Source organism: Paenibacillus riograndensis SBR5, assembly GCF_000981585.1.
GTDB lineage: Bacteria > Bacillota > Bacilli > Paenibacillales > Paenibacillaceae > Paenibacillus_AQ > Paenibacillus_AQ riograndensis.
Genome location: NZ_LN831776.1, coordinates 3,969,177 through 3,990,893, shown reverse-complemented (window position 1 = coordinate 3,990,893; position 21,717 = coordinate 3,969,177). Strand labels below are relative to the sequence as shown.

General features: G+C 43.7%; 22 protein-coding genes and 1 pseudogene. All 23 read right to left on the bottom strand.

The window, feature by feature from the left end; genetic code table 11:
• Position 1: 1 nt before the first annotated feature.
• The 23 genes and pseudogenes from PRIO_RS16675 to PRIO_RS33925 all read right to left on the bottom strand — a co-directional run bounded on the left by PRIO_RS16675 (position 2) and on the right by PRIO_RS33925 (position 21,707).
• Positions 2-1,006 carry a Gfo/Idh/MocA family protein gene (locus PRIO_RS16675; RefSeq protein ID WP_046503595.1) on the bottom strand — a complete coding sequence of 335 codons (1,005 nt, stop codon included), beginning with the start codon at positions 1,004-1,006 and terminating at the stop codon, positions 2-4.
• Between the two features lie 127 nt (positions 1,007-1,133).
• Positions 1,134-2,249, bottom strand: coding sequence for a 5-methyltetrahydropteroyltriglutamate--homocysteine S-methyltransferase (locus PRIO_RS16670; RefSeq protein ID WP_020426255.1), 1,116 nt, complete (start codon positions 2,247-2,249; stop codon positions 1,134-1,136).
• Between the two features lie 15 nt (positions 2,250-2,264).
• Positions 2,265-3,197 carry a LysR family transcriptional regulator gene (locus PRIO_RS16665; RefSeq protein WP_020426256.1) on the bottom strand — a complete coding sequence of 311 codons (933 nt, stop codon included), beginning with the start codon at positions 3,195-3,197 and terminating at the stop codon, positions 2,265-2,267.
• 158 nt (positions 3,198-3,355) lie between these two features.
• Entirely contained in the window at positions 3,356-4,474 is a 1,119-nt protein-coding gene (locus tag PRIO_RS16660) for a phosphodiester glycosidase family protein (protein WP_039785603.1), read from the bottom strand.
• Between the two features lie 889 nt (positions 4,475-5,363).
• Positions 5,364-5,915: an SUKH-4 family immunity protein gene (locus PRIO_RS16655; protein ID WP_046503591.1), complete on the bottom strand. Its 552-nt coding sequence runs from the start codon at positions 5,913-5,915 to the stop codon at positions 5,364-5,366.
• A gap of 292 nt (positions 5,916-6,207) precedes the next feature.
• Positions 6,208-6,681 (bottom strand): SMI1/KNR4 family protein, encoded by a 474-nt coding sequence (locus tag PRIO_RS33930; RefSeq protein WP_331709850.1) that lies wholly within the window; start codon positions 6,679-6,681, stop codon positions 6,208-6,210.
• Position 6,682: 1 nt separating this feature from the next.
• Positions 6,683-6,811 carry an HNH endonuclease gene (locus PRIO_RS37330; protein ID WP_144412112.1) on the bottom strand — a complete coding sequence of 43 codons (129 nt, stop codon included), beginning with the start codon at positions 6,809-6,811 and terminating at the stop codon, positions 6,683-6,685.
• Between the two features lie 235 nt (positions 6,812-7,046).
• Positions 7,047-7,643 carry a hypothetical protein gene (locus PRIO_RS16645; RefSeq protein WP_046503588.1) on the bottom strand — a complete coding sequence of 199 codons (597 nt, stop codon included), beginning with the start codon at positions 7,641-7,643 and terminating at the stop codon, positions 7,047-7,049.
• 4 nt (positions 7,644-7,647) lie between these two features.
• The gene (locus PRIO_RS16640; RefSeq protein WP_046503585.1) at positions 7,648-8,487 is read right to left on the bottom strand and encodes a HEAT repeat domain-containing protein; all 840 of its coding nucleotides are present in this window, start codon (positions 8,485-8,487) and stop codon (positions 7,648-7,650) included.
• Entirely contained in the window at positions 8,459-8,788 is a 330-nt protein-coding gene (locus tag PRIO_RS16635; RefSeq protein ID WP_052741473.1) for a hypothetical protein, read from the bottom strand. Before PRIO_RS16635 ends, PRIO_RS16640 begins: the two co-directional genes overlap by 29 nt.
• A gap of 14 nt (positions 8,789-8,802) precedes the next feature.
• Positions 8,803-9,219 carry a tetratricopeptide repeat protein gene (locus tag PRIO_RS16630; protein WP_046503582.1) on the bottom strand — a complete coding sequence of 139 codons (417 nt, stop codon included), beginning with the start codon at positions 9,217-9,219 and terminating at the stop codon, positions 8,803-8,805.
• Positions 9,220-9,464: 245 nt separating this feature from the next.
• Positions 9,465-10,262, bottom strand: coding sequence for an Imm47 family immunity protein (gene imm47, locus PRIO_RS16625; RefSeq protein ID WP_046503579.1), 798 nt, complete (start codon positions 10,260-10,262; stop codon positions 9,465-9,467).
• 246 nt (positions 10,263-10,508) lie between these two features.
• Positions 10,509-10,976: a DUF6985 domain-containing protein gene (locus tag PRIO_RS16620; RefSeq protein WP_046503576.1), complete on the bottom strand. Its 468-nt coding sequence runs from the start codon at positions 10,974-10,976 to the stop codon at positions 10,509-10,511.
• A 15-nt stretch (positions 10,977-10,991) separates the two neighbouring features.
• Positions 10,992-11,106, bottom strand: a pseudogene (locus tag PRIO_RS37605) (HNH endonuclease); the annotation flags it as partial.
• A gap of 80 nt (positions 11,107-11,186) precedes the next feature.
• Complete coding sequence (locus tag PRIO_RS16615; protein ID WP_231869699.1) at positions 11,187-11,603, bottom strand: DUF6985 domain-containing protein; 417 nt, start codon at positions 11,601-11,603, stop codon at positions 11,187-11,189.
• 50 nt (positions 11,604-11,653) lie between these two features.
• Positions 11,654-11,779, bottom strand: a complete 126-nt coding sequence (locus PRIO_RS37210; RefSeq protein WP_269451249.1) for a hypothetical protein — start codon at positions 11,777-11,779, stop codon at positions 11,654-11,656.
• A 2-nt stretch (positions 11,780-11,781) separates the two neighbouring features.
• Entirely contained in the window at positions 11,782-12,252 is a 471-nt protein-coding gene (locus PRIO_RS16610) for an SMI1/KNR4 family protein (protein WP_231869698.1), read from the bottom strand.
• Between the two features lie 761 nt (positions 12,253-13,013).
• Positions 13,014-13,448, bottom strand: a complete 435-nt coding sequence (locus tag PRIO_RS16605; protein WP_046503570.1) for an SMI1/KNR4 family protein — start codon at positions 13,446-13,448, stop codon at positions 13,014-13,016.
• Positions 13,439-13,903: an HNH endonuclease gene (locus PRIO_RS16600; protein WP_231869697.1), complete on the bottom strand. Its 465-nt coding sequence runs from the start codon at positions 13,901-13,903 to the stop codon at positions 13,439-13,441. Before PRIO_RS16600 ends, PRIO_RS16605 begins: the two co-directional genes overlap by 10 nt.
• Positions 13,904-14,209: 306 nt before the next feature.
• Positions 14,210-14,665 (bottom strand): DUF6630 family protein, encoded by a 456-nt coding sequence (locus tag PRIO_RS16595; RefSeq protein ID WP_046503567.1) that lies wholly within the window; start codon positions 14,663-14,665, stop codon positions 14,210-14,212.
• Between the two features lie 20 nt (positions 14,666-14,685).
• Positions 14,686-15,663 (bottom strand): hypothetical protein, encoded by a 978-nt coding sequence (locus tag PRIO_RS16590; RefSeq protein ID WP_046503564.1) that lies wholly within the window; start codon positions 15,661-15,663, stop codon positions 14,686-14,688.
• Between the two features lie 10 nt (positions 15,664-15,673).
• The gene (locus tag PRIO_RS34400) at positions 15,674-19,807 is read right to left on the bottom strand and encodes a hypothetical protein (protein WP_063850479.1); all 4,134 of its coding nucleotides are present in this window, start codon (positions 19,805-19,807) and stop codon (positions 15,674-15,676) included.
• Between the two features lie 385 nt (positions 19,808-20,192).
• Positions 20,193-21,707, bottom strand: a complete 1,515-nt coding sequence (locus tag PRIO_RS33925; protein WP_052741472.1) for a TPM domain-containing protein — start codon at positions 21,705-21,707, stop codon at positions 20,193-20,195.
• Positions 21,708-21,717: the final 10 nt, after the last annotated feature.

The following is a 21,717-nucleotide window of genomic DNA, read 5'->3' as shown; positions in this document are numbered from 1 at the left end:
CCTAATCTATCAGCGCTTTCAAAAGTATCGTACGGCCTTCCCTGGCCGCAAGGTTCGCCGCTTCCATAAGCCTTGTCAGTTCTAAGGCTGTCTGTACATTATCCTCGGCAAATGTATTCGCTTGGATATGAGCCACCCATTGCCGGAATGCGCTTTCTTCGGGGGCCGGCAGAGGCCATTCGGTCCATTCCTGATAGAAATCTCCTGCCGCCTTCGTGCGAATCAGCAGTTTCTGGTCCGGTGTCCCGTACAGCAGCGTCCCTTCCGTGCCATGCACTTCGATTGCAAAAGGTGAATGGCTGTTGACGAAGCCCGCTTCAACGACGCCGATCGCTCCGGAATCCGTAGAAAGGGTCGCAACGGCGTTATCTTCCACTTCCTTGCCGGTGACATAACCAAAGCTTGCGCTAACCCCGGTCACCGCTTGGCCCAGGAAGAGTCTGGTTAGGTACATCGGATGGCACCCTAGATCAATCAAAGCTCCCCCCTGGCAGTCCTCCAGATTATAAAAATGGGCCGGCAGCCAGCCGGCAATCGCTCCGTCATGCGACAAGCGCACTCTGACATAAGTAACGGTGCCAAGCAAGCCCTGACGGAGTACCTCTTGAATCGCTAAGGTGTACCCGTCATACAAACGAGGCAAGGACACGGTCAAGGTTACCCCCTGCTTGGAGACCTCGGAGAGAATGGCGTTGGCTTCTTTCAGTGTCGCAGCAATCACTTTTTCTGTAAAAATGTGTTTTCCGGCTTTGGCCGCAGCGGTCAGCACCTCCGTGTGCATACGGGTGGGCGCATCCACAATAACGCCGTCTATATCATCCTCCGCAAGCAGATCGGCCAGTGATGCATAAAAAGGAACGTTCAACTGCCCGGCAGCCGCCTGCCCCCGCACGGGATCTTCATCCCACACGGCAGCGATCACGGTATCCTCATGTTCCTGGACCTGCTTGATATAATCCCAGGCGTGCACATGCCATAAGCTTAATACACCGATTCTAAGCGTCACTGCTTATACCTCCAATATATAATATTCTGACATCTGCATTTAAAATAGCACATAAAAAGCGTATTTTTAATAGAAATATGCGACATTAATTATATGGAATTACGCCATTCTTCAGATCAGGTTAATTTCACACCCACACTTCATCCGCCGTCTCAATAATCAGCCGAAGCTTATCCCACTGTTCTTCCTCTGTGAGCATGTTGCCTTCCTCGGTCGATGCAAAGCCGCATTGGGCGCTGAGGCACAGCTGGTCGATCGGTACAATCCGTGCCGCTTCTTCTATGCGGGCGATGATCTGCTCTTTGCTCTCCAGACCGCCGTGCTTCGTAGTTACCAACCCCAAGACGACCTGCTGGTCCCGGATGAAGCGCAGCGGAGCGAAGTCGCCGGAACGCTCATTGTCGTATTCGAGGAAAAAGGCATCCACTTCAGCCTGGCCGAACAGGACTTCGGCAACAGGTTCATATCCTCCGGCAGCGAACCAGGTGGAGCGGAAATTGCCCCGGCAGACATGCAAGGCAATGGTCATATCCGCTGGCCGTCCGGCGATACTCTCGTTAATCAGCCGCACATAATCCTGCGCCAGCTGGTCGGGATCGATGCCACGGCTGCGCAGATGCGCCCGGTGTCTGCCGCTGCACAGTGTGCCCCAGGTGGTATCATCCAGCTGCAGATAACGGCAGCCTGCCTCGTAGAAGGCCCGGATGGCGTCCTGATAGACCTGGATAATATCGCGGAACAATGCCTCCCGGTCAGGGTAGACCTCATTTCCGTTATAGCTCTCCACGAAGTGGAATAGCGCCGGGGATGGAATGGTCATTTTAGCGAGTGTGTCCCCGGCCATCTGCTGCAGCTCTACAAACTGGCTAACCATGGGATGATCGCCGAAGGCGATTTTGCCAACAATCCGGAAGCTTTCTGCCCGCTGCACCGCTTCTTTGGCGCTTCTGCCTTGATCCAGACTGATCTTCTGCGTACCGGCAACCCCGAGAAAAAAATCCAGATGCCACCAGGACCGCCGGAACTCGCCGTCTGTGACAGCCTTAAGACCCAGCGCCTTCTCCTGTTCCAGCAGCTTGGAGATTTCCGCATTCTCGATTTCATGCAGCTGCCCGTCTGTAATTTCACCCTGAAGATGCAGGCTGCGTGCGGCTTTTAATGCTTCTGGGCGGAGGAAGCTGCCGACAATGTCGTAGCGGAAGGGCGGAGTATTTCGTTTGGAGCCGTGAACTGGACTAATCATACGTTCCTCCTGCGGTTAGAGTAAAAAAGATTTGAGGTCAAAATTATTTCTGGTGACCAGATCATTCAGAATATCAATATAGGCGGACATCATCTCGCCGGGCTTGCGGTCCTTGTGGGCGATCCAGCCGACGGTGAACATTTCAGGACTGTCAAAAGGAATCGTCACCAGCCCGTCTCCGTTCAGCTCAGCATCCATAATTCCCGTACCTACCGTATAGGAATCACTGCCCAGCAACAGATGGGTCAGCGTGGCCCGGTCTGTCACCTGGATATTTTTCTCAATCTGAGTGAAACTAAGCATCTCCTCGGAAAAATGCAGGGAGTTGTTCTCGCCTTGTTCAAAAGTAATGTAAGGGTAGGGGAGAATATCCTCCAGTGTAATCAACTCCTTGCCGGCAAGCATATGGCCTGCCCGCACATACACATGCGGATTGGTGTTGAAGAGCGGCGTGAATTTCAGGTTCCCGTCGCTGAACAGCTTGTTCATCACTTTATAATTGCCCTCATTAATGTAGAGAATCCCCAGATCGCTGCGGAGCGTCCGCACATCCTCGATAATCTCATAGGTCTGAGTCTCTCTCAGACTGAAGTTGTATTCCGTCACCTTGTTCTCTTTCATCAGCTTGACAAAAGCATCCACGACAAAAGGATAATGCTGGGTAGACACGGAAAAATAAATCGGGCTGCGCTTCTTCCCGGTGTACCGGTTCTCCATAAATTCGGTCTGTTCGATAATCTGCCGGGCATACCCCAGAAATTCCACCCCTTCGGCAGAAATGCTGATGCCCCGGTTGTTCCGTTCAAAAATCGTAATCCCCAGCTCATTCTCCAGCTCCTTGATGGCATTGGAGAGGCTTGGCTGGGAGACAAAAAGCCTTTTGGCCGCTTCATTCATCGAGCCGCTGTTCGCAATCTCAATGGCATAGCGGAGCTGCTGCAATGTCAAACCTGTTCCCCCTTTTGCAAGAACTGTTGTTGCTGAACCTTCTCTTCCCGCTTAAAACAGATACCGTTCCCCGGAAGGAACGGCACCTCAGTTTCTGCTTATAGTAGCATAGATTCATAGTTCCATCCATGCCGGATGTATGAAAAGTCTGCGGGTACTTATTGGCTGCGCTTTTTACCCGCATCGATCTTGGACGGGTCGAGCCCTTCCCAAATGTTCCTGATCTTTGCCTGTTCCGGATGCTCGAACACCAGGAAGGCGGTGGGCAAATAGCGCTCGCCATATTGCGAGGATGGTTTGTTCACAATCTCATTGTCCTTCACCAAAACCGTAGATGAACCGCCGTCGAGGTTAGCGGCAATAACAGCTCCGTGCTTCAGCATAATCTGCTGCACATCATAAAGGTTCGCGCCAATGCTGTATCCGGGCTGTCTGCCGTCAATGACCACGAACAGCAGTGCGCCGTCGGCACGTTGCCCCATCGCGGTCCGGGGCGCAATCCCCCAGCCTTCTGCGGCGTTCTTAATCAGCCCTTTGCCATTGACAATGATCCGGGGCTGAAAGGTCACTGCCTCCTGTACCCCCATCTTGCTGAGCTCATCCAGCGTATAATTTCCGGCGATCATCTTCCCCTGCTTGTCCAAGCCAACAATTTGTGTAGACTTTTTGCCGCCGAGGCCGTTATAGAACAGCTTTCCCTGCGAAATAACCAGGCCAATCGGCTTGAAGCCGTTGCCCTTCCAGTTGGGATCGGCGAACCCTCCGCCGTTCACGCCGGCAATTGCACCTGTGCGGGCCACCATACTGGTCACCTTTTCGCCTGAGCCGATCTTGTTCGGCACACCCAGGCGGACCTTGGTCGGATCGTTAACCGTCATAACATATCCGGTGTAGCCGCTGCCTGACACCTTTTCTACCTCAACCAGCGGTTTATTTTGTTCTTCGGCTGCAGGTTCTTTAATAACGTGAGTGTCCTTCTCGTCTCCCATATGCTCAAACCGCTGATTGTAGGCCGTGACACGTTCCTTCAGTTCTTCTTCGCCGATTATATATTTCGCCAAATAGCGGTGCTGGGTGGTTATTAGCGTATCTGCTATCAGATAACGGGTGTTCTGGGCGGACGGGGCAAAATACAGCCAGCCCCCGGCGGCTAAAAGCAGAAAAATACCGAATAAAAAGACTCTGAAAAGCGTGCGGAAAAAGCTTTTTTTCTTGCGTTTACGCACGGGTTTCTTCTTGCGGACCGTAGAGCGTTGTGGTAATGATGAAGAGTTCACTGCTTGATTTCCTCCCTGTTACTGCCTGATAATGGAAATGGGCATAAGCTCATATACCCCATCATAGACGATATTGCGAGATTAAAGGTTTCAGTTTGTTTAACTGTTGGTGAAGACTATCCATTGAAAAGCGGGTGTCACAGGTTCTGGGGGGCGGATACGGAGTTGGCGGAAACTTGCAGGATATGGCTGTGCTGAGTTATATGGGCATTCCGGAAGTGAAATATCTTTCAGCCTCGTTCCCTCCTATTGGACGACGGATTTGATTGCATCTGCTTTCTAGGACGGTGTGATGGTATTAATAATCATTGGAAGGGCGGCAGTGATTGCCCCGCCTGTGTTGATCTTAGCAGCAAGACGGTTGGAAACTAGACTAACTCCGGTGCAAGGCACCTTGTGGCCTAGTGTTTATCAGATGGAGACTCTGATGCATGTTAGACTGGAGTCAGTCATCAGTTTTATCTACTCACATCTTAGTAATGGGCCTACGGCCGCAGGGATTCCTCACCGCTCCAAAATCGACGGGGGCATGCCGAAAACGGATCGCCCTATTCCTTCACAATCTATCCACAGCCGTTACGGACAGGAAAGCCGTTATTGAAGGGAGATTCGTCTATTTCGCAGGACTACGGACTCAGATGCCCTTATTTGTCCCTTTCCCCTTTATTCCAGGCTCCATCGAACGATATAACGGCTCCTGAGTCCGCAACTGCTGAAAAAGTACTGTATAATTTCCTATACAACAAAAAAAGGCCTATCATGGTAGTATCTAATCTTGATTTGCATTTCTCTTTATGAGTTCATAACTCATTCTTCGCACCTCCGCTAAATAAACTATTTGCTGGTGAACCTATCTTGTTTGAATTGTGGTTTACGACTTCTACCACTGTTAATTGAAAGTGCTCAATTCCTCTTCCCAGAAACTACCTTGAACAAGCGAATCAGAATCTATTTTCTGAAGTCTGTTAGCAATCCAAGATAACAACTCTTTTGTTGCATTTCTTTCAAAATATGCCTTTTTTCCCTTTACATTTTTTATTTTTTCAATAAAATCCACATATACAATTAATGATTCCGCCAACTGTGAAATCGAAGAATTTATAAATATCTCTTCATTATCGTTTTCATTATCAATATATATAACTTCGTCGTTTTCTTCATCGATACATATAGGAGCTCCGCTACCGGTATATCCAACATATATGAACTTCGAATATACTTCTTCAACATTCACGTATTTATCAGTCAGTCTAACTCCACCGCCATTAATTGAAGATTCGAAAGTAAGAAATGGAGGGGAGGACTCTGGCAAACCTGCTTCAATCAAAAAATCCTTAGTTTCTTTTGTTAAAGAAAATAATTCTATTACTTTTTTATCAAAGTCGACTAAACCATAAGTTTCCTTTTTCCACTCTTCTAAAAAATCTTTTGCTGTAATCATAGATATACCTCCGTAAACTTCTTAAGATACAAACAATATACTATACTTGAATCTCAGAATAGTATTTTATACATCTTTCACCGGGTGGTACTAACTCGTTATCAAGGAGTTCAACTTCGATTCCTCTCTTTCCCATCCAAACATTGTGAAATGTATTAAGCTTGAGACTATGTCCTTAAAGGTATAGCTCACCATCATACGCGGATAACGAAATTTATAAAGATCCTGTGACATACACTGATAAAATAAAGCGATTTGCAGTTGCTTTAAACTGTCTATTGAATTGCTACCATTAATCAATACATCCTTTTTCCATATTAAATGGTAATGTGCGAAAATCGATCCTATCCTTATTAATAAGATATGATCTTTTTCTTTCAACAAAGCTATCTGAAACTAAAAAAACGTTGTCCCAATAATCATCTAAACCAATATTTCCGTATTTTTTTTCATTCAGCATTACATTTGCAATCAATTCATTTTCGTGGTACCAAAAATAAATTTTCTCATTGAACCCATCCTTGACACCAATACATATAAGATTCCCTTTACCATCGTCTGCAATAGGTATTAAAAAACTGGGGATCCTTTCATAGTACTGATTAATTTTATGACTCACGTCATCCAAGCCACCATCAAAACCAAAAAATGAATCAAAAGCATTAAAACCATTCTTATCTGTACAAGGCGATAATTCTAATGATTTATAAATCACTTCTTGTTCAAATTTAGAATCTCCGTATTTAAGTACACAATTTTCACCTATTTTAATTATTTGAAATTCTCATCTCAGAAGCAGAACCCTTATGTGGTGTATTTCCATGGAGTTTTGACGGAATCATTTGTATTTCTGTATTGCTGAAGTGGTGAGGTGTCAATCCTTGAGACTTTGCCATCTCTGAATTATAGTCAGAGGCTTGGACCAAGGTCAGGGCGACAGATTTAATCGCATCTGCTTGCAGTTACAGTGTGATGAAATTCATAATCATCTGAAGGGCGGCAGTGATGATCTCAGCAGTTACTTAGGTTGCTATGAGAAAGAAAAAACTAGACCGAGTCTGGTGCAGGGGCACCTTGTGGCCTAGTGTATATCTGACTGAGTCTCTGATCCATGTTGCACTGGAGTTTGCCTTAAAAAGTTATTAACAAACCGCGCTCCATCTCTTTGGCTGTTTTATAGATAAATACAAGTTTATCATAAGCATGGATTAACTCAGTTTCATCTATTTCGTATAGTACGTTGCTTGAACTTGTCAAGCAATTTTCCATAAAACATTGTTTTAGACCGACTAGTTCCGAGTAAATAACAGGAATATCCTCTAAATACACGAACCCTAACCCCATCCCACCAGGATCAAGTATAAAGGACTCTGATTCTAAAGGGCTGCCGAGAATGTAAATTTCCGTCTTAAAATTCATAGTCAAATTACGTAACGATTCTAGTAAGGCATCCCATGTATAAGAGAGTCCGTCTTCCTCATCTGGTGAATAATACTTTGTCATTGCAAAATCGCATAGTTCTTGGATGCTACCGTTCTCTAATTCATCCTCCCAATCTACTGTCAGTAACTCACCCGTATATGGTGAACAAATTTTAGAAAGATTTGAATTTATAAATTTTATAAGGACATCTGAATTGTTTGTTTCACCAGATCGGATAATAATTTCGCTTAGTTCTTTATTGAAATTAACTGTATCAAATAAAAAACACTTGTGCTCCATCCCCATATACTCAATCCTCCTTCCTTTTATCCATTTGAAGGATTTGCAGGGTTTTTTCCAGTTCCCTTTTTATGTCGCCCCTAATGCTACTATTTACTATTGGTTCTAACATGCTATAAGCGTATTGGGGTTTTAAGTATTTCGCAAATATTACTATAACTTCCTTTGCGTAAGAATCTATTTTCATTTTTAAAATTTGAGAACCTATTTCAACTAATTTCTCAATAAACACACTGCTGACATAATCCATTAGCGGTTTTTTTTGTTCAGAAGCTCTCCATAGTGACTCTAAACCCTTAATAATAGCATCTTCATAGCTCGTTTTTTTCAACTTTAGCATCCAGGATTCACTTTTATTCACGTATGCCTCTAGTGCCTTAATTACAAACTGTACATCTTCAAGTGTTAAAATCATCGTACTTGAGTAGTTATACAATAATTTGTTTTTAACTGCAGGATGAACCCCCTCATTAAAAAATGCTTGTACAGCACCTTCAGGCCCATTCTCCAGTCGGATGATTATAGATTGAAGAATTGCCTTTTCGCTGATAGAAGAAAGGAAATCTTCTTCTGGTATGGATTGCTCTTTTATTCTTAATGCGTCGAGACTATCAGTATCACCTATACTGAGAAGGCTATGCATAGATTTGATTCTTACTCGCATCGTTTGATGATAAAGAGCTTCTTGTAATCTAGGAACATACATTATATTGTGTGAAGCTCCCATAGCAATTATTAATTCAATCGGCAACTCTTCACCTTTTTGTTTATAAGCTTCTAATAATTGTTCATCGGTGATTGTAACTTGCATATTATTTTTATCATATAAATGTTGGATCAGCAGATTCAAATGCTACTCTTCCTGCCAAGAATTCTCTTTTCCCGCTATCAATTCTTTCAAGATCACAAATAAATATAATATCACTCCATCTTTTCGCTTGTACAAAATCTTCTGCCAAAAGACAGAACTGTATTATGTACTCTACGATTGTATAACTTTCATCATAAGTCACTTTTGGATATGGAAGTAAATCCCACCCACTCTCAAGTATACTTATAGCCTCTGCAAATTCATTATTTTTATATTTATCCGCACAGTTTTTAAAGAGACTGTCCACCTTTTCTTTTAATGGTGGTTGAAGTAATACCATTACTTTTCCCTCCTTCAGATTAAACTTTTGATAGAATTAAAATACTTTTCATCTTCCTCGCCAAAAATATCCTGACCTTCCAACATGTACGCCCTTAATAGATATTCCCTGGACTGTTCTAAATCTTGTGTTTCAAAAAGCGTTTCTCCAATTCTTAAAAGAATTAAAGGATTGGATATGCCATCAGGACAATTCAACGCATTATAAAAATATTCTTTTGCAATATTAAATTCTTTATTTATAAGATATATCTCACCAAGCGTAGTGTATATCCATGTACTTGCTTCCCAATCACTCTTTGGATTAGGCACTAATTCTAACGCTGACAAGTATTTAGTTATCGCAAGATCCACTTTGTTCTCATCTAATAACTCATCACCTCTCTCACATAGTTTTAAAATCTTGACATGTATTTCATCAGATAATTCCATTGATTTAGTCCCTTCCTTTATTTAAGTGGCAGCTCAAGTGACAGCATCAGTTAGGTGATCCATAATGTCTAATTTATTTCACTTAATGTAACCCACATCGTTAAAACTGATCGGCTTCTTACCATCAAAGTCATTTCGTTGTATTTTCCAGCTTGGCAATGAATAGTACGTAAGAAAGGGAAGGAAAAAGACCACTCTATTTGAACCTCTTAAGAGCGGCCTATTCTTTAAATCAGTGTATGGTACTAAAATACTCGGTTTCCGTAAAAATACTTTGCCCCGGTTTCCCAATTCATTTTGGAAAGAATAGTAACATATTGATAAATCTCATCAAGTATCTTATTGTCAACGATTGTGTCGTATTGAACTGGACATTTTACTCCACTCCAAACTGATAATAAAGTAGGAATTACATTGGTTCTCACAGGAATTCCATCATTTATAGAGGTAACCGATTTTTCTATAATCTTTTTAGCTAAAGTTCCAGGAAAAACTGGAGACGAATAGTAATAATAGTTATTCAAATCTACTTGCTTAATAAAGTCGAGATAATAATTCCCAATCTCATCTACAGTTGCTTCCTCGTTTATTTCATCTGAATAATTCAGGAAAATATCCAATGTATTTCTAATCGTTCCTTCTACCTCTGTATCTTCCCATTCTTCTAACATTGCTAGTAGATATGGAACAACATCGTAAGACAAAGTGTACAAGGCACTCGCAGCAAAAGTATTAGCGTTATTCTCTGATAAGTCCGAAAGAAATAACAAATTTTCACTTTTCAACAGATCTTTATGTGATGCCACCGAACAAAATAACCGAATACATAAATTCAATATATTTTCATCTTTAGTAGTACTCATCATTTTAAACAGTATACCTTTTACTGCAAAATCACCCAATTTCAATAGATCAATTATTAATAACATGTTATCTTTTTCTGTTCTCGCTTGTTTAAGAGCTTCTCTTAAACAAGCGATGTCGCAACTTGAGTTTTTTTCTCCATACCAATTACTTTTTATCAAATTGTTAAGCTGGTCCATTTTCTAGGCTCCATTCATATTATCTCAAACCTGAATCTCTTTGTCGCTTTAAGGCTTTATTCTGAAAAACCGTTGCTTCAGTATGGTGACCTTTTTCAAGTGAACCACTACTTATCAAAGAACTATACTCCTCTCGATCGGCTTTTATCCACCTTTGTCGCTCATCCCTAAACCTTATAGTGATATTAAATCTATACTTTTCGAGAGTTACTGTACGTAGAGACAAATAACCAAAATTTACGGGTATTAAATTGCAACATCCTGATAACCTACATTAATTATTTTTTCATTTACGAGACGAAGTCCTAAACCATTTTCAATATCCCAAATGCAGTCAAAGTTAAGTCCAATATCTCTACCTTCAAAACAATCTGCAAAGGGAACGGTAATTCCAACTAAAGTTATTTTTTCTGATAATTTATCGATTGTCTCAATTAACGGATAATTCTCGTTAACTTCCACATCGTAACCGAGTTCATGTCTCTTTTGTATATAATAATCTAAAATTGCTTGTAAAAAGCCTTGCTGTAATTGATCCCAATTTTGCATCAATGAAGTATATGATTCATATTGTTCTTCATCAATTTCACCATCTTCTTCGCCATCTATCATTATCGATATCTCAGATTCTTTCCCACAAAAATCAATCGTGGTATCTTTAATCCAACCATACTCATATTCAAGTTCACCAAAAATTGCATCATTTATTTTCATTTTAAAGTCCCCTCCTTATTCATTGGCGAATCCTCCGGGTTCAAACGCCCCTGCATTTATCTCTCCTACTCCACCAAGGTGCCCAGATTTTAATTTCTGATGGAACAAGTTGGATTGTTTTTACATCATTACTCCCGCACCGGCGGCTCCGATGTTCGATTATTCAGTCAATGGACCTCTTTTTAAAATTATTACGTTTTTTATGAACCCTTAGAGAACTATATCCTGATACCCTACTTCTACTATTTTTTCATCTTCAAATTTTACAGCAAGACCATGCTCAGGTTCCCAAGTAGATTCAAGTAATAAACCAACTTGTCTAACTCTTTCATCAAATACCATTGGGAATAATAATCGCTTCGGCTCGATCAACTTGGATAGTTCTTCCTTATTTGAGATGACAGGAGCCATTTTATCAGCAAACTTTTCCCCAAGTCTTTCTCTATATTCCTCAATAACTTCTAAATAATATTTTAAAATTTCATCCTCCGCATTCATTAATAATTCATTCATGTTTCTAAAGAAAAATTTATAAGCAATTATTTGAGCATCTTCAAACTCAGCATCAATCGAAAGTGCCAACAATTTTTCATGTCCAAACATTGTTATTAGAATATTTTTTTCCATCCATAGTCATAATTCAGTACACCAAAAACTTGATGTTCGATTTGTGACACTTAGTTCACTCCCTCCAATAATTTATTTTTTATTCTCCAATTCTTTACTTCCTTCCAAGATACATTCCATTCTTTTGCCAACAATTCATCTGCTTTTCTGAAGTTATCATCTCTATTAATCAACATTCCTAGTCTTCCTCCCAATTCTCTTTAGCGTCACTAAGTCTTTCGAACAAGAACTTATAAAAATTGTCGGCACGTATTCCATTAAACCCTGATATTCTATCCCAAGATATTACAGAACACTCCCCATTCGAAATATCAGTAGTATCAAGGCAATAAAAAAACTCTTCACAATCCTCAATGACAATGTAGCCATACGGCATTCCAAGATTTCGAAGTTTTTCTGTTTTTGAAACAACAGAAGGACTAGATTTACCACAACCAAGTATATCTACGCCAAACAGCCCGCCCGAACCATAGTTTTTCAAGAACCATCTGTAGCTTTGTGGGAATTCAACATTTAAGGCGGATTCAATTTTTATCACTTCTTCTGCAGTGATTCCACCCGTAAAATCGCCCTCGTCAAAATTTTCTTGAATTAAACTTTTTAGCTTTTCATAAATCATTTTTATCCCTCCAGAGTATAAAATCATCATGCTTAGTAACTGTAGTTTCCTTAGCTCTCTTTCTCCAGTACTTAGCTCTAAAATTACATTCCCGCACCCGCGGCTCCGGTGCTGATTTTTACGGCTTTTCCGGCTTTGTTCAGCCCTTGCCAATCCGGCGATGGCAGCCAAAAGCTTCCATCCATTATTCTTCATCCATTTTATTAGATGCGATTTAAACGGGTCAAACACCATTTTCACATTGTTGGCGTATAGCAACGCGCCGTCGGCGATTTTGCCGCTAAGGCTTTGCTCCGCTTGTCTGTAGGTCCGCCATGGTGCAGTCCATTAGAGAGGGATTACAACTGTGTGGGGAGAGAATTTTTGATAGAGTTATTGTGGAGAAAGAAGAAATCGAAAAGCCACCCTCGTGCGCCGGATCGGGGTGGCTTTTCTTTTGGATTATTCAAAATGTCACTCTGTTTTATATAGAGCTTGCAAAAATCCTTCAAAGCTAAATGATGTTAACCTAATTAACTCAGGGATTAACCCTTTATCTTCATCTAAATGACTTAAATCACAAAAATATACTCTTCTTTTGTGTTGAGTGGAAAAAAAAGCATAATTGAAGAGATTACCACCTTATCTAAAGTTTCAAATCTTCTCAGAACAGTTTTACCACCATTATGAAATTTTAGAAACTCTTTATAATCATTAGTAAAGTAAGCCCATACTTTGCTTCAAAGGCAGCTAATTCCTGTTCTGTAATCGGTTCAAATGAGAATTCAAATTCAGTTTTCATCCTTTCACCACTATTTTATAGAATATAATCCATCCAATAATTCTGTAAATGTACTGCAAACAGGAATTACAGCTTCCTCTCCTGCCTCCTCATGATCAAAAAATATAACTTGGGGAGACGTCTTATTCAAACGATAATCAAAACACAACAGATTTCCAAACGGATCTCTTGCAAAAGGAACAAGTCCATCAATTGATGATTCTTCTGCAAAATTATAGAACATCATAATATTTAAATCACTATCTATAAAGCTTAGAAGATCATTAAGAATTCCCTGTTCACCATTGTCCATATCGAAACAGTTAGGGTTTGGATAACCTCCGTTATACATTTCAACACATTTCTTGTAATCGCTTGGAAATACGATACCAAAATTGTTTTCTACTGAGGTAATTATCGTATCGTCAAGTAGCTCTTCATAAAAAAGCCAGCTTTTTACTCCCATACAAACATCTCCAATATTTTATTTTTAATACTACCTTTTCTCCCACTCCTTCCTCCACCCCAAATAGCTCTACCTCCTGTATGGCCTGAAACTTGATGCTCAAAGTAATCTATAATTTGCATTTTGTTTGAATCCTGATGATGATGCCAGGTTAAAGTTTTAGGTACTTTTCCTTCTTTTAATAGAGCTATCTCGGATTTAGTAAATTTTTGAGCGAGTTCAGGGCTTTCTAATAAGTACTGTTTTATTTTATTTCGTATATCGTCAATGCCACCGTCTAAACCAAAAAATGAACCAAACGAATTTGAACCGTTTTTCATTGTAAATGGATTTATTTCTTGTGGCCGGTAAATAATGCCATGCTCAAATTTAGAATTACCATATTTCAGCTCAAAGGATTTATATATTTCCGGAAAAGAAATTTTATAATGCCTCTCTACTTCAATAATTTCCACTTCAGAAAAGATAACTTCTCAATGGGGCTGCCCCATTTTGAATAAACATTCTTCTATATCTTTGAATGAAATATTTGGTATCTTGCCTCCTGAATGGATTTAAAAAAAATTATGAATATGCTCAATTTTCAAATTAATTATCTTAGCTGCCTTTGTAACACATAATCCTGAACCATCAAATGAAGTATGTTTTAATACTATTAAATAAATAAAAAGGTCGATTATTTAGTCATATGACCCTACTCGACCTTTCTAAATTTATGAATATGAAATGTAAGTTGATCTTTGCCCATTTAGTTTTGTCATCTAGTAGTAATACTTTATAAATCTTTCGCTTGACGGTAATTCTTCATCGGCAAGAATCTCAGTTTGAAGTAATCTCGTTTTGCTCTCCAGCTTGGTAATAAAGAGTACGTAAAAGTCACCTGAGGTTGGAAAAGAAAATAATCCATATCCCTTTTGTGATAATAACTTATTAGCTTCTCTTACCTTTTCAGGTAGAAATGCGTACTCAAATTCTCCCAGCTCTTCAAGCTCATCTTGTGAAGCTACTTCAATCCCACGTGCGAATTCATAATCTAAAATATAATTCACCATCTCATTATCCTGCTCGCCTCTGTAGTCAAGATACAGAAATTTCTGAGTAGACAGTCCATATTTTAGCATGCTCTCATATAAATTAAATGCCTCTGGATCATCTAATATGGCTTCTATATCCTTCCTGTCCTCAAATAATAGCTGTAAGACACCTTCATCAAACATGTTGATTTCCTCCGCATCATTTATTGAAACAGTTTTTCTTTGTACTGTTTCGGAACATACTCAGGATAATTGTTGCGATAAAAGTTATCTATTAGCTCAAGCATAGGATCTTTTGCTGGATAAGCTTCAGGATCTTCAATCACCATTTTGGCCTCCGGTGTATTCATCAATAAGTCGTCAAAATGTTCAGGAACCGGCAGACTCAGTTTTTTCCTTATGTGTATAAGAAACAAAATTTCATAAGGATAGAAGCCATATCTATAATCACCAAATTCAATTGACGTTCCTAACTCCGAGGCGAGGTTAGAGTGATAGATGATCATTTTATTTATCAAAGCAGCGACCTCTTCCCCGTCCGGTGTTGACCACCGTTCAAGCACTTCAGCGTAAATGTCCAGATCTTCCGGTATTAAAGCATTTTTCAATTCCGAAATAATTAATTTCTCCTTTACAGTAACATGTAAATTTTGATTGGTTCCATAAATGGTCTTATCTCTGTATTGCAGATAGAGTTCCAGCAAAAACCATGTATGCTTGTTCCAATCGTTGGCGGACATCGTATTTTGCCCTAAACGTTCAATAATAAAGTCAAATAGTATGTTTTCCTCCTTTTCCCAACCATACATTGTAAAATGAATTAAGGTTGAAATTACTACCATAAAGGAATAATCCACCATCATATGAGGATAACGAATTTTATAAAGATCTTGGGCCATACATTGATAAAACAATGTGAGTTGCATCTGCTTTAATTCGTCTAATCTATTGCTACCATTAATTAGTACCTCCTTCTTCCACATTGACAGGTGATATGAGTAAATGGACTCTAAATCGATTAATAGGATGTGATCCTTCTCTTTATTACTTGATTCAACAATACTGATTACTTCACTTTTGTTCTCCTCATATTCAGCTTTGCTCTTGTCAAAAATCATCCCGTTTACAAAGTTTTTTTTGTACTTTTTAAATGCCATTTCTATTTTTTTTTGATTAAGCATTATGTCCTCCTTAATTTTCGCTCCAAACTTTTATTTTCAATTCATCTATCCCAAATCCAGTTTTAGTTATTTTGATATCAGATTCTACCCTGATATAATCAAACTCCAATCCCGGATTTTCCCTTTTTAAGCGATTGTATTTTGCCCTAAAGTCTGAATACCTGGGCTCACTACTATTCATCATTCGTTGAAAATACTTATCCCCTCCTAACTTCTGCTCTTTTGAATAGGTAAAAATAGCTGCATCCGATGCTTTGGCTTCAATCATTGTCAACTTAGGTGGCGGACCTTGTGATAAAAATGTTCCATCAATACCGTTTCTACCAGTTTGGAACATCGATGAAACATCATCCCCCAAATTATTTTCTTTGGCTACAATTTTTGCTACCTCTTCACCAAAGTCACCTTTATCATGACTAAAATTTTTAGTGTTATCGATTTTTCTTTCATATTCTTTCGCAAGCTTCAAGTCAAACTTTTCACTTATTTCACCAGTGGTATCCAGTTTGTTGGCTAATTTGCTTCTTTCACGTGTTATTCTATTAAGTTTAGATTTGTCTCCATCTGCTTGCTCAGCAATAGCCTCTAGCTCTTTAGCATCAAACTTTTCCAGTTTACTATGATCAGTTTTGCGGAGCTTTATAGGCTTCTTACCATCGAGTTCAAGCTCTTTTATTTGCTTCTCATCGACGTCCGGCATCGTCCCGTCAATCAGTAACACCCGAGGGTTGACTATTCCGTAAAGACGAACATGTCTGCCTTTGCGCTCCAGCTCGAACTTCTTAAACTTAAACCTCTGCAGAACCCGGTCCAGCAGGACTCTGAGCTTTTTGGCCCCCTTCATGAGCCCTTTCTGCAGGCTCTTGATCACGATTTTGCCGCTCCGGATGATCATGCTGCCGCTCTTGGAGGCAAGCTTGGCTCCGGATTTCAGCAGGCTCTTGATGCCTTTGACTCCTGCGCCCGCTGCCTTCTTCACTCCCGCACTAGCGGCTCCGATGCTGTTTTTTACAGCTTTTCCGGCTTTGTTCAGCCCTTTGCCAATCGCCTTGAACCCGAGCTCCATCGCCAGCTCAACCAGTCCCATGGCAAGTGCGGTGGCGAGCGCGATTGCCGCAGGCTCGATCATTTTCTGCCAGCCCTGGCTCAGGTAGGTGCCAATATAACCAGAGGCTTGGACCAGGGTCTGGGCGACGGATTTGATCGCATCTGCTTGCAGATACAGGGTGATGAGGTTCATAATCATCGGAAGTGCAGCGGTGATGGCCCCGCCTGTGAGGATCTCGGCAGCGACGACGCCAGCCAATATCCCCGCGATGGCCGCCAAAAGCTTCAATCCATTACTCTTCATCCATTTTATTACATACGTTTTCATCTGGTCAAACAACATTTTCGCATTGCTGGCACGAAGCTTCGCGCCGTCGGCGATTTTGCCGCCAACGTTTTGCTCCGCTTTTCCGGTATCAAAATCCGCCATGATGCTGTCCATCGTAGCCGGCTTGCTGCTGCCTGGAAGCTGCTTCGTTTCTCCATCCTTAAGGTTCGCTTCCTGCACCAGCGCCGGGTCCAGCTCCCCTTCTTCCACCGACTCCATTTCGATGTCGTCTGCCGTAAGCTTCTCGTCCGCAGCCTGACCTTCCTCCTGGGCCTGTGGCGCAGCGCCGCCCTCAGCCGCTTCTGCCCCCATAGGTTTGGAGATGTCCACACCCAGCAGATATTCCCACATCTTGCCTTCCAAATGGCTGAGCGAACGCTTGGCCGCCTTGCCGAGCGCCCCAATCCGTGACAGCACATCCAGAAAGGTAGCAATGAGAAGATGGCCTAACGTTGAGATCAGCTTGGTATAGAAGTTCTGCACCGCAGCCAGCGCCTGATCCACCTTGGCGGCCAGGAAATCCATAACCTGTGTGACTTTGGTTTTGAGCTTCTGCGCCAGTTGGTTGACAGCCTTCACCGCTTTGTTAACGACTCCGTCAATTTTGCTGCATATTTTGGCGGCGATGCCAGGGAATTTGGCAAAAACAACTGAAACCAGCTTTTTGAGCAGCGTTCCCAGGCCTTTAATCAGCGTGGTGATCAGCTTGCGGCCCAGTTCAATAATGCCCAGCACGGCTTGCTTGGCTTTGTCAAAAATAAACTTAACCGCTTTTCGGAGGCCCTCGAAAATAAAGGTAACTGCCTTTTTAACGACTTCGACCACCGCTTCGAGCTTGTCTTTCACCCAGCCGAGGAAGCCGCCCTTTTTCTCTTCCTTCGCTTTTTCTTCCTCGTGTTTTCCGTCGGCTTCCTTCTTGGCTTTGCTGTAGGCCTGGGTGGCTTCCCGTTCAGCTTCGGACTGCTTTTTCTGCGCTTCGCGCTCTTTTTCCGCCCGGACGCTGTTGATCTCGCCTTTTTTCTGCTGCGCTGCGGCTCCAGCCTGACCGGCATAGTCGGCTTCGGCCGCATCCAGCTCGTTTTTCCATTCGCCGCGCAGATGATCCACTTCCGCCTTCGCCCCGGCCTGCTGGCTAAGCTGCTTGTCCTTGGCCTCGGTCTCCGCCTGCTGGATTTGGGCGTGGCTGTCTGCTTTGGAGCGCTGCACCTTGCTGTCGAACGCTGCTTTCTCCTTGCTGTATTCAGCCTGCTTGGCCCCCAGCTGCTTCTTCATTTCCGGAGCAAGGCTGTGATTCAGCCCGGCGGTCATGTCCGCCGGCACTCCCAGCACAGGCAGCTTTTTGGCTCCCGGGGCATGGCCTCCTTGCAGTTCTGCGGCTTTCAGGGTGGAGCCGTCCGGCTCGGGATAGATGTCATTTTCACCAAACGGATGGCTAATCTGGTCCATCTCCGCCCGCTTGGCTGCTCCTACCTGCTGGGAGGCCTCCTGGCTGAAGCCTTCAAGCTGGGACGGGTCCGCCTCGCCTGTCATGCTGATTTCCGGCGGCACCGCCGCAGCGGAACGGATTTCGCCCAACATGGCTTCCGGATTTCCGTCTGATCCTGAAGACCCGATGTCCATTCGACCAAGATTTCCTGGTTGCGCGCTTCCGCCAGACCGTTCGCTCTTATAGCCGTCCGGAACGTCATGTTTCAGCGGCGCTATTTTTCTCCGGGCTTGCAGCACTTTTCCCTTCAGTCCCGTAGGGGTCGGAATGACCGGCAGCCCCTGCTGGGTCTTCTGCTTCTGCTTCGCTAATGCGCCTGCGGATACATCCACAGCCTGGGCATAGGCATCCCCGATCTCTGTGGGCTGAACATGGGTCAGCTGATCGAGAATTTGCCCCGGATCTTCCCCGTGGATGTTCACCTTCTTAGCCTTGGCCGGCTCTTCCTTCCCCTCTCCCGCCAATGCGCCCAAGGCCTCACCCAAGGATGGTTCCTTCGGTGCTCCCTTCTGTGCGGATTCCCCTTTGGAATCCTCTGCCTTGGATTTCTTTTCTGACTTTGAGCCCTTTTCTCCCTTGGACTCTTTGCCTTCGTTCACATTCTTCGCATCTTGGGCTTCGGCCACTTGCGCTTTCCCAGTTTCTGTAGCCTGAGGAGCTGCTGCTTTCTCTTTTCCGTCCGGCCGCTCTTCATCTGCTTTTCCTTTGCCCGCTTCAGCGCCCGAAGGTGAACTTTTCGCCAAAGGTCTGCCCTGCTCTTTGAGTGCAGAGCTGACCTTTGCTATATTGCTAGGCTTTTCATTCTGCTGTGCCTTCGGTTCAGTCTGAGCGCTAAGCGGCTCTGCCTTTGCTTGTGCCGGTTCCGGCTTCTGCTCCTGAGGCTGCCTTTGCTTACTTACAGTCGGCTCCGTGATGACTGAGGGCGCCGCTTGAACCGGGTCCGTAAAAGCAGGCTCCCGCTCAGCCGGAGTATTTTCCGGGCTTCCCTGTCCTTGTCCGCCCGGCTTTGCCTCCGGAGAGTTATCTGTCTTCTTCTCATCCTTAGGCCCATCCTTCAGGCTGGATAACAATTGAACTACGGCACGGTTGCCTAAGGTACGCTGAAGCGCCAGCTTGTCTTCCCGGCTCAAAGAAGCCGGATTTTGACGGACACGCCGGATGATCTCTACCGGGTCCGGTAGCTTTGTTGCGGCTGGCCGTACGAACGTCAGTGGATTGCTGTATGGTTTATGGCTGCCCGAAGTGTTCTCTTTCTCCTTGGTCGCGGTTGCTTGGGTCTGCAAGCTGAGTCCCCCCTCTGTAAAAAATCGATCCTATAGAAGATGTAAAATCTATAGCGATTTTTACAGCCGGGATGACAAAGAAAACTATTTACTGTTTCTTGAGGTTTTAGAAGAACCCATCCTTCCTCACTTGAATGATAGGCAAGATTATCTTCATATGGCTTGCTTTGAGCTCAGTGTGATTACATTTGGTGCAACAGATTGCTCCGCTAACTCCGGTAAAAGACAATCTATTGTATTTCATGCAATTGAATTCTAAGAATTGAGCTCAAAAAGACCTTTTTCCTAAAATCTGCTGCAGAAAGTGCAATAGATTTCCAAAACGAAAAAAAGGAGCCGCTTCGTAGCAGCTCCCCTGTCCTCTAATCCATAATTTTTTTCTAATCTAATGCTGCCGTCCCACACCCCCGCCGCTGCTTGCGCTGCCGCCGCCACCGGAGGAGCCGCTGTCGTTATCGTCGTCGTCCGACGAATAACGGCCCGCTCCGCCACCGTAGCTGGAACCTCCGCCACCGTGGTTGTCATCCTCGTCATCCGTACTGGATGAATAACGCCCGGCTCCACCGCCACTGGAAAAGCCTCCACCTCCGTGGTTGGTGTAGCTGCTATCCTCCGGGCTGCTTCCCCAGAAGCTGCTCCCGGAGTGATGAGGCACCGGCCGTCTGCGGCGGCGGTGCTGGCGGTTGTACCACCGGCTCCCCGCTCCGTAGCCCGGCTGGCCGTACCAGGTGCCGTAACGCCGGACGTTCCGCGGGCTGCGCGGGTTCACCGGAATGCCAAAAAGGGCAATATGCCGGTTGCGCAGTGAGGCAGCAACACTGATCAGAAGAATGATGATCAAAAATATACCCATGATCGTAAATGCTTTGGATACGGACATCGGTTTTAACTCTTCAATCTTAACCGGACTTGAAGCTGTCTTCACTGCTTGTCCGGCTGTAGCTGCGGGGCTGCCGGGCTTGGCCGCTGCGGCCGCAGTCTCCTGCACATGATCTGCCCGGGCCAGAAAAAAGCTGTAAAATGCATTAGCCGCGGCTGTTGCACCGGCTGCATAGTTCTTTTTGGCAAATTGCGGTTCGAGTTCGGTAGTCAGAATCCTGCTGATCACGTCATTAGTGAGTATGCCGTCGATATTTTTTCCCTGCAGCGCATGATAGTTGTCACCGCCGATATCCAGCACCAGCATCACATCATTTGGACCTGCCCCCGCTGAAGCGAATTTGGCATACGTGTAATCCTCCAGACTTTGATTGCCGGAGTTTTTCACCGTTACAATGTACACCCCGCTTCGGGTCGTAGGCTGATATCGGTTGCCGGATTGATTCAAATAATCTTTTGTAACCTTTGGAAGGACCCCGGCATTATCGGCGACATAATTTTTGGAGCCTGCAGTCTCAGTGTAGGTCCCGCCCAGGCTTTGAACCAAAGCGCCATAAGTCTTGCGGGCCCCGGCGCTGTAATCCTTTTTGGCGAAATCCGGCTCCAGCGACGCAGAGAGAATCTTCGAGATCTTGCTGTCGGTCAGAGTAGACTCCAGGCCTTTGCCGGGAACTGCCCAATAGTCATCATCTTTGATGGACATCAGCAGCAGTACACCATTATTCTTGTCCGCCGATCCTACACCCCATGAATTGAAAAGCGCAGTTGCGTATTCCTCCATCGAAACGCCATTTGTGGAATCCACAGTGACCAGCACGACCTGCGCGCCATCCTTCTGATGCAGACGCACACCATAGTTGACCATATAATTCTCGGTTTTCGTGTCAATCACATCGGCAAAATCATTCACATAAAACGAAGCGGTATGTTTGGGAACGGCGGGTTTGGCCAGGCTGAGCGACGGCAGCAGCAGTACACTGAGCAGCATGGCGATAAGTGCCAATTTAAAAGTTTTTTTCATACGTACCCCC

Bases quoted from the DNA above. Each gene is read 5' to 3' on its own strand.
- PRIO_RS16670 (WP_020426255.1), bottom strand. From the start codon at position 2,249: ATGATTAGTCCAGTTCACGGCTCCAAACGAAATACTCCGCCCTTCCGC.
- PRIO_RS16655 (WP_046503591.1), bottom strand. From the start codon at position 5,915: ATGATTACAGCAAAAGATTTTTTAGAAGAGTGGAAAAAGGAAACTTAT.
- PRIO_RS37330 (WP_144412112.1), bottom strand. From the start codon at position 6,811: ATGGCAAAGTCTCAAGGATTGACACCTCACCACTTCAGCAATACAGAA.
- PRIO_RS16645 (WP_046503588.1), bottom strand. From the start codon at position 7,643: ATGGGGATGGAGCACAAGTGTTTTTTATTTGATACAGTTAATTTCAAT.
- PRIO_RS16635 (WP_052741473.1), bottom strand. From the start codon at position 8,788: ATGGTATTACTTCAACCACCATTAAAAGAAAAGGTGGACAGTCTCTTT.
- PRIO_RS16630 (WP_046503582.1), bottom strand. From the start codon at position 9,219: ATGGAATTATCTGATGAAATACATGTCAAGATTTTAAAACTATGTGAG.
- imm47 (WP_046503579.1), bottom strand. From the start codon at position 10,262: ATGGACCAGCTTAACAATTTGATAAAAAGTAATTGGTATGGAGAAAAA.
- PRIO_RS16620 (WP_046503576.1), bottom strand. From the start codon at position 10,976: ATGAAAATAAATGATGCAATTTTTGGTGAACTTGAATATGAGTATGGT.
- PRIO_RS16615 (WP_231869699.1), bottom strand. From the start codon at position 11,603: ATGGAAAAAAATATTCTAATAACAATGTTTGGACATGAAAAATTGTTG.
- PRIO_RS37210 (WP_269451249.1), bottom strand. From the start codon at position 11,779: ATGTTGATTAATAGAGATGATAACTTCAGAAAAGCAGATGAATTGTTG.
- PRIO_RS16610 (WP_231869698.1), bottom strand. From the start codon at position 12,252: ATGATGATTTTATACTCTGGAGGGATAAAAATGATTTATGAAAAGCTA.
- PRIO_RS16605 (WP_046503570.1), bottom strand. From the start codon at position 13,448: ATGGGAGTAAAAAGCTGGCTTTTTTATGAAGAGCTACTTGACGATACG.
- PRIO_RS16595 (WP_046503567.1), bottom strand. From the start codon at position 14,665: ATGTTTGATGAAGGTGTCTTACAGCTATTATTTGAGGACAGGAAGGAT.
- PRIO_RS16590 (WP_046503564.1), bottom strand. From the start codon at position 15,663: ATGCTTAATCAAAAAAAAATAGAAATGGCATTTAAAAAGTACAAAAAA.
- PRIO_RS33925 (WP_052741472.1), bottom strand. From the start codon at position 21,707: ATGAAAAAAACTTTTAAATTGGCACTTATCGCCATGCTGCTCAGTGTA.